Source organism: Arthrobacter endolithicus (assembly GCF_026627425.1).
Classification (GTDB): Bacteria; Actinomycetota; Actinomycetes; order Actinomycetales; family Micrococcaceae; genus Arthrobacter_M.
Genome location: NZ_JAPNLH010000014.1, coordinates 57,371 through 69,621 on the forward strand (window position 1 = coordinate 57,371; position 12,251 = coordinate 69,621).

Consider the following 12,251-nt stretch of genomic DNA (forward strand, 5'->3'; position numbering starts at 1 on the left):
CAACCCTCACTAACCCGCACCGAAATCGCGGGTTAGTGAGTGCAGCTGTCCTCGGGACATGCGTTAGCGCTTCTTCGAGTCGCCATTCTCCCGTGCGAGATTCGTCGCGTCTGGCAGTTGGATGCGGGCCATCAGGGCGTCCTGCGTTTCCCTTAGCATGGTCCCGGTTGCGCGGACTTCGGCCAGCTGAGTGTTAAGCTCGGCGATGTCTACAGCATGCTTGCACGAGTCAAGGACGAGTTGTTCGCTGGCCTCAGCCGCGGCCGCCACATTGTCGTCGACGGCCCGGCTGGGGAATCATCGACACCGACAACTAACGAGACCAAACGATCACAGAAAGCCCCCGTCGAGCACTGAAACCCAAAATCGGATTCCCCGTCTGCGCGACCTTTGCAGGTAGGCGATGTATCCAGTTGGGGTGTACCCCAACTTGACGTCAGGGTGATGCCTTCTCGCCTGTCTGAATACTGTGAGCGGTCAGCGTCGGGGATACATCTGGGCCAGCAGCCTGATGCGGCGCACGCAGCGAAAGTTGGAGTAGGCCCCCGCAGGGCGAACGGGGTCTTTTGCCTGCCTGCACGCTTTACCTGCTTGCCTCCGACCGCAGCTGGTGCCCAGCCTTCAGAGGGCGGTGGGTGTGGCGCAAATAAGCGGCCGACGGCCAGTACAGAGCACTTTGGCCGGCGTCCGTCCGCCGGGCCTCCCGCGGGTTGCTGGCGGCACGGGACGGACTTTGTACCTTCAAATGTTGAATAACCGGGTGGCAAAGTAGTATCTAAGATCTCGCACGATATGGGCGTTCTTATCAATGGGGGGACACTGATGTCCAGAATAATTTCGTGGTCAGCATCGTTGGTGCTGGCCGCGTCGGCTGTGATTGGCCTGCCGCAGACAGCGGGTGCTGCTGATACTGCAAGTGCGGCTACCGTGCTGAGCTACCTCAGCGTTGGGGAAGAGTCGAACGCGGGGTATGATCGTTCCTCCTTTGAACATTGGATCGATGCGGACGGCGATGGGTGTGACACCCGCGCCGAAGTGCTCCAGCAGGAGTCCCTGGTTCCCGTGACCATGAGTTCGGGCTGCACGGTCGCGACGGGGCAATGGATGTCCTGGTATGACGGGAATACATGGACCAACGCCTCTGACGTGGACATCGATCACATGGTCCCCTTGGCTGAGGCCTGGGGGTCAGGCGCCAGGAACTGGACAGCGTCCCAGCGCCGCGATTATGCAAATGACCTCGGTCTCCCCGTCGCTTTAGAAGCCGTCACAGATAACGTCAACCAATCCAAAAGCGATCAGGACCCCTCCACTTGGATGCCACCCCTTACCGGCAGTGCCTGCGACTACGCCACAGACTGGACTTTGGTGAAGTACCGGTGGAACCTGAGCATCGATCCCGCCGAGCACACCGCACTCGCTTCCGTCCTTAAAGACGACTGCGGCGCCAGGCAGGTAGCACTTCCGGCTGTGGCGATAACCGCCGCGCCCGTATCGTTTGGCGATGTGCCGCCGTCAACACAGTTTTATACCGAAATTTCCTGGCTGGCAGCCCAGGGCATCTCCACGGGGTGGGTCGAAGCAGACGGCTCAAGAACCTACAGGCCCCTTAGCCCCGTTGCCCGGGACGCCATGGCCGCGTTCCTTTACCGGCTCGCCGGGAAACCCGTCTTCACCTCGCCTGCAGTGTCACCTTTTGCGGATGTCGATTCGTCTAATCAGTTTTACAAGGAGATCACCTGGCTCTCAGCCATGAACATCTCAACCGGATGGCCGGAACCTGACGGCCGGCGAACATTCCGGCCACTTGAGCCTGTCAACCGGGATGCCATGGCGGCGTTCCTCTACCGATCTGCGGGCAGCCCCTGGTTTCAGGCTCCGCCTTCATCTCCCTTCGTTGACGTCTCCACCGGGAACATGTTCTACCAGCAAATTACCTGGCTCGCCTCAATGGGGATCTCCACCGGGTGGGATGCAGGCTCCGGGTGTCAGGCCTTCCAGCCGGTACAGCCCGTCGCCAGAGACGCCATGGCCGCCTTCATCTTCAGATTCGTCAATGGAGGCACCAGCCCAGTCGGAAGCGGATGCAACACAGGCGGTGGTGGAACGGTCCTGCCACCTCCGCCACCTCCCACTCAACCGGCAAATCCGGGGGACACCAAAAACTGCGGTGACTTCGACACCTGGCAGGCGGCACAATCCTGGTTCGATACTTACTACCCCTACTACGGGGACGTGGCCCGGCTGGACTCCGACGGCGATCGCATCGCCTGTGAGACCCTTCCCGGACACCCCTGAAGCGTGAGCGGCCAGGTCCGAAACCGGATGCACCTGCCCTAGCCAGCCCGCCCTGCTGCTTCCCCGTGCCAGAACCTGTGCAGGCAGAGCGAACCCGTTGAGGTTAACCGGTTTCAGTGGCCCGGGGTCGGGGCGGGGCATTGTGGCCGGGTGTTGTTGTCAGAACGTGAGGTCATGATCCTGCCGGCACCACTACAGGTCGGCACTGCCCACGAAGGTGCTGCGCTGGGGAAGGATCCGGGGCCAGGACCACTCCGCCGGCGCTGGGCCTGGCGCATCCCATACGGCGGTGGGTGAGGTCGATGCCCCGGCGCACCTCTCGCCGTGAGGAGCTGGTGCAGGGCTGCTTCGACTCTTTCGTTGAGCGGTTCGGGTTTCATGCTATGCCGGTTTCCTGGATGAGTAGGTCGAGCTGTTTGACCAATGCTTGGTGTCTTCGTGCTTCGCTGTCCCAGCTGCGCCCGATGGCGTCTTGGGCCAGGAGGGCGGCGTCTTTGCGTTGGGCTTGAAGCACTTGCAGGTTGCTGTTCTCGGTGCGGAAGCTGGGGCAGTGTTCGCAGATGTTCGCATAGGGGCAGGCTTCCTGCGCCGGGGCGCGGAGGCAGAAGCCGCCGGCCAGGCGGGATTTGATGATCGGTGTTTCACGCCAGTTGCCGCCGGTGATGCTTGTGATGGGCAGCTGGGTTCTTCCTGTTCCGGTCGTGATGCCGATGCGGGTCTTAGCCAGGTCCAGGGCTCGTTCGTATTGACGGGTGTTGTCGCGGGTCTCGGATGTCTTCCTGACGGTTTCCTTCCTGGCGTGCTGTAAGCGGTCAGCGTCTGGGATACACCCCGTTCAGCAGCCTGAACCAGCTCACGCAGCGGGATCGGGCGCATCCCATCGCCATCGTTCATGAGCTGACCTCGGCGTACTTTCCGCTGCCGTTCAGTGCTGCATACAGCGTCTGCCGCGAGACGCCAAGATCCCGGGCCACCTTGGCTTTGGGCGCGTCCTGGGCAATCCGCTGGCGTGCCAGCTGGATTTGTTCCGGTGCAAGCTTCGGAACCCGGTCGTAAACGCCGTTCCTCTTGGCAATGGCAATGCCCTCCGCCTGACGCTCACGGATGGTCTTGCGCTCCAACTGCGCGATGGCGGCCAGGACCGTGAGCATGAACTCCCCCTGGGGCGTATCAGTGTTCAGGGCCGGGTTGTCGATGAACTCCAGGGCGACGCCCTTGGCTTTGAGTTGCTCAACGAGAGCGAGAAGGTCCGTCGTGGACCGTGCCAGGCGATCGGGTGACTTCACCCGAACCTTGTCCCCGTCGCGGACGTAGACGAGCATCTGCTGGAGCTGGGCTCTGTCGTCTGTGTTCTTGCCGCTGACCTTCTCGGAGAACAGCCTGTCCACAGGGCCAAGTGCTTCGAGCTGCCGCGCCTCGTTCTGGTCGGCAGCGCTAACCCGCACGTAGCCAACTACCTGCCCTTTGTGTCCAGCCATCTTTATAACCCTCCATCAGTTATGTCTAACCATAGTCGAAAAATACCTTGATTGACGTAACTCTGCAGTGATCTCAACATGTTAGTTCGGGTACACCCTGATGGACACTTGACAACGGCCCCGGTGCAACGAGTATTCTCTCGCCGCATCGGAGACGTCGTGGTTCAGCTGCTGCTTACATTGCAGCTGGTGATACCCGTCCCAGCCTGATGAAGGGGATCAGCTTCGTCGCGGGATCGACCCACCCAAGCCTTGTGATGGTCAGCAACGAATAGCCCACTTCTTCGCCTACCTTGGAGTACACCGACCCTCGTGCGGCCTTCGACTACTTGCAACCCTTCACTACTTGGCTGCAAGAGTACGCGCGAGATAAGGATGGGCGGGACAAGCCAAGTCCCCTCGCCGGCCCAGGCATCCACTATGCCTGGCTGATGCTCTCGAACCTTCAGAGAATATTCATGGAGTACGGCGTATCCTTCGATCACGTCAGGCTCACTTGGACCGGTCTGCATGGTGTCTAGTTCCTCTACGGGAACGGACTCACATGACCAAGCAACGCAGCTCAGATCAATGGTGCCGTAATCCCTTAGGAATGGCTCGTAGGTTCCGTGTTCCCAGAGCCATTGCCTAATGACTTCATCAGGCCACCCCAGTGCCAAAATGGCCGAGTGCCGGAAAAATGCCTCGCGTCCATCGGCGTCAAACCAAGAGTCCGGCCGGGGAAGACCGCTGAGATCTTTGAGATAGACAGACACCGTTAGATTCTTGCAGAGTGAAAGACCAATGTTCTAGTACTGCGTCCCCTCCGCCCGTGGTTCGTCATTCAGGCCAGTACTCGGGCTACGTCGTAGCTTGCGGACTTTGCCAGTGTGTGCCGGGCGTGGTCATAGCGACGGGTGGTGCGCGGGTCCGAGAGGTCGATCATCGCCGCACGAATTCACAAACCACCCCGATGGGACCACTCTCGGTTAGATGTCGCCGGCGTGGTTGGGCCCCCAAGAGGTTCCGCCATTGTGACCCCGGATATAGGGCCTGGACCCAGCGGGCCCGGTCATAGCATCGTTCACTGGAAATAGTCGACGGGAAACGAGGAGAACGGGCCCCGGCGCCGACCCTCCCGCCTTTAACGGATGAGCCGGAACATTCTCAGTTATAGCGCCAGCGGTGGTTTTCCAGTGCACGCAGCAGTGGAGCGGGGTCGGTCGTCAGATGGTCAACGGGGCGGTTCCCGGCCAGGTCCCTAAACGGGGCGATCATCCAGAGGGCGAAGTAGTTAGGTTGCACACCCAGCTCCATGGCCCTCCGAAAGAGCGCGGTGACGGTTGGCTGGAGTTGTCCGCCGGGGAGGAACTGGAACCCGGGGCAGAAGGTGCCGTTGTCGATGAAGACGCGGACGAGCTGCTGAGTCACGGGTTCGGGGTCTTCCATCAGCTCGGAGAGCCGGCGCCGCAATTACCCGAGGGTTGGCAGTGTGAACTCTCGGCGGATTCCTGCCCAGCTCTGATCGCTGATGGGCCGTGCCTTCAACGTCGACGCGCCCCTAGTAGTACTTAGTTAGGTCGGCGTGGCGGCTTTTAATCCCTGACCGATTCTGTTAATTTTTGAGGCACGAAACCGGATGAGCTTGCTGAGACCAAAGCGGAACTGGAAGCGTTCGTTCAGGATGTGTTCGCGTCGCTTCCGCGGGCGGATCAGCGGAACAAGGGGAACCTGTATCTGCACGGTCTGATGCTGGACGGGCGGCGGAAGTCGATGCAGCCGATGGGCGTCCTGCTCGGGGTCGATTACCAGCAGCTGCAGCAGTTCGTCTCGTCCTCGCCGTGGAAGCTCGAGCCGGTGCGCCGGGTCCTGGTGCGCAAGGCCGTTGAGGTGATCGGCCCCGATGCGTGGGTTGTTGACGATACCGGGTTCAAGAAGGAAGGCGGCTCCTCGCCGTGCGTTGCGCGGCAGTATTCGGGCACGTTGGGCAAGATCGGCAACTGCCAGATCGCGGTCAGTATCCATGCGGCCACTGACCAGGCGTCCTGCCCGCTGGACTGGCGGCTCTATGTGCCGCAAGCCTGGGATGACACGTCCGCGGACACGAATGCCCAAGCCGAAATGATCGCCGCCCGTCGGGCCAAGGCGCAGATCCCCCAGCTCCAGCGCCACCGGACGAAGTGGGCGATGGCCTTGGAAATGATCGACGAACCGGGCGCCTGGGGCTATCGGCCCCCGATCATGGTCGCAGACGCCGTCTATGGGGAGATCACCGCGTTCCGGTCCGGGCTGACCGAGCGGGCGATCCCCTACATGGTCGCCGTCAAGCACTCGACCACAGCACATCTGCAGGACGCAGCGATCGGCGTGGCTGAGTACGCCGGCAAAGGCCCCCGCTCACACCAGCGCCGCTACCTGGACGCCCCCACATCACTGAAGGACATGGTCGTGGCAGCCGGCCGTAAGGGATTGCATCAGGTCACCTGGCGGCACGGGACCAAGTCCACCACGAGCAACAAAACCGCTTCGATGAGGTCCCGTTTTATTGCACTGCGGGTCCGGGCCGCAAACCGTGAAATTCCCCGCGCCCAGGACGGTTCCCTCCCCGCCAAGTGGCTGCTCGCGGAATGGGCCAAAGGCGCACCCACACCCACCGATTACTGGCTCTCCACCTTGCCGGAGACGACACCGCTGAAGGAACTCGTCCGGATCGCGAAAATCCGGTGGCGCATCGAGCACGACTACCGCGAACTGAAAACCGGTCTCGGGCTCGACCACTTTGAAGGCCGCACCTGGCTCGGCTGGCACCACCACGCCACCCTCGTCACCGCCGCCCATTTATTCATCACCACACTGCGCCTGACACGCCCAAAAGCGCCTGGGGCAGCCTGAGCCTCTACGGCATCCTCCGCGAGCTCCAACACCTCGTCGCCGTCCGGACCGGATACTGCCCCTACTGCCACCCACGAGCACCAACCTAACTAAGTACTACTAGCCGCGATGCTTTTCAAGGAGCCATTGGGTGGAGAGAGCGGGTTCCGGCGCAGTGTGAAGGTCCGCAGCGCGGAGCTCGAGGAGCTCGAGGCGGACCTGAACTAACTTGCCAGTATTCGATGCTGACCAGGTCACCGCTTCCCACAGTCGCGGTGCAGGGGGCATCCCAGTTGCAAGGAATTGAGACATTGCCATTCGTTGGCCTGTCCGGGAGAGGCGCGGCCAGATCAGCAACGAGCTGCGGGTAAAGTCAGTTAGGCCCGCGCGGGCCTAACAGATCAGCGCGGCCTAAGATGCAAGGAGTATGGCACCAGTGACAGTGACGGCGACGGTGACGGTGACGATTGTTGAGGAGCAGGTCGTGAAGTCGCGCCATCGTGTCAAGACCTACGGTGAGGTCTTCACTCCGCGTCACATGGTCGACCGAATGCTCGACTTGGTCCGCGAGGAGTTGGAAACCGGCCACGACTTCGTCGACAAGACCTTCCTTGAGCCTGCAGCGGGCGACGGCAACTTCCTGGTCGCGATCCTGCGCCGTAAGCTCCACGCGATCGAGAAGCGTTACCCGGTCGAAGAGTGGCCGGAGGAGTCGCTGTTCGCTCTGGCCTCGATCTACGGCATCGAGCTGCTGGAGGACAACCACCAGGACGCGAAGGCGATCATGATCGCCGAGTTCCTGGGCTTCCACCAGGCCCACGGCACTCCCTGCGGCCCGGACACCGACCTGCGCCGGGCGGCGGTGTTTCTCATCGACACAAACATCGTCCGCGGCAACACCCTGACCGGCCAGACCCCAAAGGGTCAGGATATCCAGTTCTCGTGGTGGATCCGGATTGGAGGAACCCCCAGCATGGTGCAGCGTGAGCCGTTCACGCTCGCCTCGTTGCGCGACGACGGCGTCTTCGACTTCACCATCTACGACAGCTATCAGGTGTGCCGGATCGACAAGGTCCCCGAGGAAGTGAGGGCCGGTGCCTAGTCCGAAGATCAGCACGTTCCGCGAAATCACTCCACTGATCTACGCGTGGACGACGCCGGACATCCCCAAGTACGTTGGCTGGGAGAAGATCGGGTACACGGAGCAGGAGAGCGCCGACGCCCGTATTGCACAGCAGGCATCCCAGCTGTCCGTCGAGAAGAAGAAGGTGTGGGTGCGCCGAGCCTTGTTCACGTCTGAAGCCGGTGGGCGCTTCACGGACAAGGACTTCCACTCCTACCTTCACCAGCAAGGCGTCGAGCGTGAGACTCAGCCCAAGCGCACGGAGTGGCATCACTTTATGATCGCGCCGAAGGGGTCAATAGAGTACTTCAACGACTTTGCCGGTCAGGACTTCCGCGACGTACCGAGCATCGGCGTGGAAGAAGACTATGTCCTGCGTCCCGAGCAACAGGCGGCCGTCGACCAAGCCGTGGCTGCTTTCCAGTCGGGGCAGAGCGAGGTGCTCTGGAACGCCAAGCCCCGGTTCGGCAAGACGCTGACGACGTATGACCTGATGCGGACTCTTGGCGTCCGGCGGGTCTTGATCGTTACTAACCGCCCGGCAATCGCGAACTCCTGGTTCGACGACTTCACGCACTTCATCGGCCACCAGACCACATATCGGTTCGTCTCGGAGTCGGCCTCACTGGCCAGTCGTTCGCCCATGACTCGCGAGCAGTGGCGAGCCTTCTCGCTCAACCATCAGGACGAGGATCCGCGCATCGTAGAGTTCCTCTCGCTGCAGGACCTCAAGGGGTCTCAGTACTTCGGCGGCTCGTACGACAAGCTCACGCACATCGCTCACTTCGACTGGGACCTACTGGTGATCGACGAGGCTCACGAAGGTATCGACACCACCAAGACCGACGTCGCGTTCGACCAGATCAATCGCAGGCGGACGCTGCACCTGTCGGGTACGCCTTTCAGGGCGTTGGCTTCCGGCAAGTTCGACCGGGACCAGATCTTCAATTGGACGTACGAGGACGAGCAGACGGCCCGCCTGCAGTGGTCCGATGAAGGCAAGGAGAACCCGTACGCGGCACTGCCGACGCTCAACCTGCTGACCTATCAGATCTCGCGGATGATCACGGACCGTCTGGCCGAGGGCGTCGCGATCGATGAGGACGATGCGAACATCGACTACACGTTCGACCTCAACGAGTTCTTCGCGACCAAGGACAACGGGTTCTTTGAGCACGAGGCCGAGGTAATCAAGTTCCTCGACTGCATGGCGACCAATGCGAAGTACCCATTCTCTACTCCCGAGCTGCGCGATGAGATCCGGCATTCTTTTTGGCTGCTAAACCGGGTTGCCTCCGCGAGGGCTTTGGAGAAACTCCTCAAGGGGCACGACGTATTCAAGGACTACAAGGTCATCCTGGCGGCGGGGGACGGCCGTTCCGACGACACCGATCCGATTACCGTTGGCAAGTCTCTCGACAAGGTGCGCGCGTCCATCTCGGCGGCCGAGAAGGCGAACGGCAAGACCATTACCCTGTCGGTTGGGCAGCTGACTACTGGCGTGACAGTGCCCGAATGGACAGCGGTCATCATGTTGTCCAACCTGTCATCTCCGGCTCAATATATGCAAGCGGCGTTTCGCGCGCAGAACCCCTGCACCTTTGAGCGTGCCGGGCACGTGTACCAGAAGAAGAACGCGTACATCTTCGACTTCGCACCCGAGCGCACGCTGACGATCTTCGACGCCTTCGCCAACAACCTGCACCCGAACCCCTCGGGGGACGCGAAGGTGCGGCAGGAGAACATCCGCACGCTACTGAACTTCTTCCCGGTTCTGGGCGAGGACGCCGAGGGCCGGATGATCGAGCTCGATGCCTCCCAGGTCCTGACGTTCCCGCAAGTGTTCAAGGCCCGCGAGGTTGTGCGCCGCGGATTCCTGTCCAACCTGCTGTTCGCGAACGTCGCCGGCATCTTCCGATACTCCGAGCACGTCAAGGAGATCCTCGACAAACTACCCACCGCCAAGCAGGGCAAGATCACTAATAGGCAGAGCTTCGACATTCCGCAGCCGCCGCCCGTCACGGATCTTGATGGCAACGTCCAAGTCGACTTGGAGACTGTCATCAATCCCAAAGTGGCCGAGCTCGGCAAGCCCGTATGGCGTATCGAAGATATTCCTACGCCAGAGCCCGGTGCCCCTGCGCACGAGGCGGCGACGCAGATCGCGAAGGCCGTGACCGAGCAGAGTCGCCAGAAGCGCGAGGAGTTGAAGGAAGCCTACGAGCTCACGGTCAAACAGGTCGAGCGCGACGAGAAGCGCACCGAGCAGGTCGTGAAGGGCCAGGTGGAGCGCGCCTACACCGAGCACAGCATCGCCAGTAAGCATCTGGAAGACGAGCTGAAGAATGCGGCCACCGAGGCCGAGGCCCAGGTCACCAAGGCCAAGAAGGCCGAGCAGGACAAGGCATTCACGACGAATATCCTGGCCCTCGTCGAAGGGACGATGGACTCGATCGTGCCCGAGGTGGTGACTCGCGAGGAAACCAAGAAGGAGCAAAAGCGTGCAAACCAGACGATGGACGACGCCCGCTCCCACCTGCGCGGCTTCGCGCGAACGATCCCCATGTTCCTCATGGCGTATGGGGACCGCGGCATCCGCCTCTCGAACTTCGACGACTACACGCCCGACGACGTGTTCGAGGAGATCACAGGCATCAGCGAAGCCGAGTTCCGCCTCCTTCGAGGCGGTCAGGAGATCACCGAGGAGAACGGCACAGTCACGAAGATCCCGGGCATGTTCGACGAGGCCGTCTTCGATCAGGCTGTCCAGGAGTTCTTGGGCAAGAAGGAAGCGCTGGCCGACTACTTCGACGACGCGCAGACCGAGAATATCTTCGCCTACATCCCGCAGCAGAAGACATCTCTCGTGTTTACCCCGCAGCCGATCGTGAAGATGATGGTTGACACCCTCGAGGCGGAGAGCCCGGGCATCTTCACCGACCCGGACAAGACGTTCGCGGATCTCTTCTCGACAGCCGGCCTGTTCCTGATGGAGGTAGTGCGTCGTCTCGACACAGGCCTGGCCGAACTATTCCCCGTCCAGGATGAGCGCCTCCAGCACATCCTGACCTCACAGATTTTCGAAATGAGCCACAACGAGATCCTTCACCGCATCACCATCGAGGCCGTCTCCGGCGGCGTTGATGAACGGAAGAAGTGGGTCGAGTACTCCGGCCACTTCAGGGTCGGCAACCTCGCTCGGATGACCGCGGATGAGCGGCAAGAGATGGCCGATGACATGCTGACGGAAAGGCACTGACCATGAGTAAGAAATTCGACGTAGTGATCGGCAACCCGCCGTACCAGGAAGAGGCCGGCGGCACTGCGACTCACAGCATGCCCGTGTACCACCAGTTCATGGACGCGGCTTACGAGGTCGGAGAGAAGGTCGTGCTCATCACCCCGGCGCGTTTCCTGTTCAACGCTGGGTACACCCCGAAAGCGTGGAACGAGAAAATGCTCGCAGACCCGCATCTGACCGTCCCGCACTACGTGCCCAACAGCGACGAGCTCTTCCCTGGCACGGACATCAAGGGCGGTATCGCCGTTACCTACCGCGACGACGACTACAACGGTGAGCCGATTGGCACGTTCACGAAGTACCCGGAACTCAATACGATCCTCCACAAGGTGATCGAGTCGCACGTGGAGTCAATCGCCCCCGAGATCACGAGTTCGCGCTCATATCGGTATACAGCCGAGATGCACAATGACCATCCCCACGCGTCATCCATCATGTCCAGCGGTGAACAGTTCAAGATCAACACCAGGACATTCCAGCAACTCTCCTTCCTCTATCACTCCGAAGACCCTGGAGGAAACCAGGAGTATGTCCGCGTGTACGGGCTTGCCGGGCGTGCTCGTGCTTACCGCTGGACTCGCAGCGAGTACCTCACCGGCCCGAAGAGCTTCGGAGCGCACAAGGTCGTGGTCCCGGCCGCAAATGGTTCCGGAGATTTGGGCGAGGTGCTGTCAACCCCTGTTGTCGTCGGGCCGGATGTGGCAGTCACTCAGACCTTCATCACGATCGGATGCTTCAACGACCAGGCCACTGCCGACGCTTGCCTCAAGTATGTCAAGTCGAAGTTCGCCCGCGCACTTCTCGGCATTCTGAAGATCACCCAGCACAACCCGGCCAAGGTCTGGAAGTACGTCCCGCTGCAGGACTTCACGTCGGAATCGGACATCGACTGGAGCAAGCCGATCCCAGAGATTGATAAGCAGTTGTTTGCCAAGTACGGGCTCGACGCCGACGAGATCGCCTTTATCGAGGCCCAGGTCAAGTCGATGTAATGACCGCTGGAGATGCATGCCAGAGGTGGAAATCCGCGCTCATCTGCGAGTAGGTGGAGTGCTGGTCTTCGACAGCAGGAACCCCCGGAGACCGTGAGTGGGAAAGCTGGTGTTTGACTATGTCGACCCTTTTTGGCCCCGGCATGACGGGTGGATTCCAACCATCGTCGCAGTTCTCAGTCCTGCGTGATTGTCACGGTAACGGACGT

8 protein-coding genes and 1 pseudogene are annotated in these 12,251 nt (G+C 61.1%); 6 read left to right on the forward strand and 3 right to left on the reverse strand.

Features of this window, described 5'->3' with window-relative positions; translation table 11 throughout:
• Positions 1-63: 63 nt before the first annotated feature.
• The gene (locus OS914_RS12975; RefSeq protein WP_267546481.1) at positions 64-270 is read right to left on the reverse strand and encodes a hypothetical protein; all 207 of its coding nucleotides are present in this window, start codon (positions 268-270) and stop codon (positions 64-66) included.
• 834 nt (positions 271-1,104) lie between these two features.
• On the opposite strand from OS914_RS12975, the pseudogene OS914_RS18370 reads away from it, so the two are divergent.
• Positions 1,105-1,413 (forward strand): annotated as a pseudogene (locus tag OS914_RS18370) (HNH endonuclease family protein); the annotation flags it as partial.
• Between the two features lie 219 nt (positions 1,414-1,632).
• Positions 1,633-2,298, forward strand: a complete 666-nt coding sequence (locus tag OS914_RS18375; protein ID WP_476375313.1) for an S-layer homology domain-containing protein — start codon at positions 1,633-1,635, stop codon at positions 2,296-2,298.
• An 890-nt stretch (positions 2,299-3,188) separates the two neighbouring features.
• On the opposite strand, the gene OS914_RS12995 is transcribed toward OS914_RS18375, so the two are convergent.
• Both OS914_RS12995 and OS914_RS13000 read right to left on the reverse strand, forming a co-directional pair.
• Positions 3,189-3,776 (reverse strand): recombinase family protein, encoded by a 588-nt coding sequence (locus OS914_RS12995; protein WP_267546482.1) that lies wholly within the window; start codon positions 3,774-3,776, stop codon positions 3,189-3,191.
• Between the two features lie 1,146 nt (positions 3,777-4,922).
• Positions 4,923-5,186, reverse strand: coding sequence for a hypothetical protein (locus tag OS914_RS13000; protein WP_267546483.1), 264 nt, complete (start codon positions 5,184-5,186; stop codon positions 4,923-4,925).
• Between the two features lie 234 nt (positions 5,187-5,420).
• Here OS914_RS13000 and OS914_RS13005 point away from each other — a divergent pair, with 234 nt between their 5' ends.
• From OS914_RS13005 to OS914_RS13020, 4 genes are all read left to right on the forward strand, one after another.
• Positions 5,421-6,647, forward strand: coding sequence for an IS701 family transposase (locus tag OS914_RS13005; RefSeq protein ID WP_267546520.1), 1,227 nt, complete (start codon positions 5,421-5,423; stop codon positions 6,645-6,647).
• A 406-nt stretch (positions 6,648-7,053) separates the two neighbouring features.
• Entirely contained in the window at positions 7,054-7,728 is a 675-nt protein-coding gene (locus tag OS914_RS13010) for a DNA methyltransferase family protein (protein WP_267546484.1), read from the forward strand.
• On the forward strand, positions 7,721-11,008 hold the full coding sequence (locus OS914_RS13015; RefSeq protein WP_267546485.1) for a DEAD/DEAH box helicase: 3,288 nt from the start codon (positions 7,721-7,723) through the stop codon (positions 11,006-11,008). Before OS914_RS13010 ends, OS914_RS13015 begins: the two co-directional genes overlap by 8 nt.
• Before the next feature lie 2 nt (positions 11,009-11,010).
• Entirely contained in the window at positions 11,011-12,042 is a 1,032-nt protein-coding gene (locus tag OS914_RS13020; RefSeq protein ID WP_267546486.1) for an Eco57I restriction-modification methylase domain-containing protein, read from the forward strand.
• The last annotated feature ends 209 nt before the right edge of the window (positions 12,043-12,251 follow it).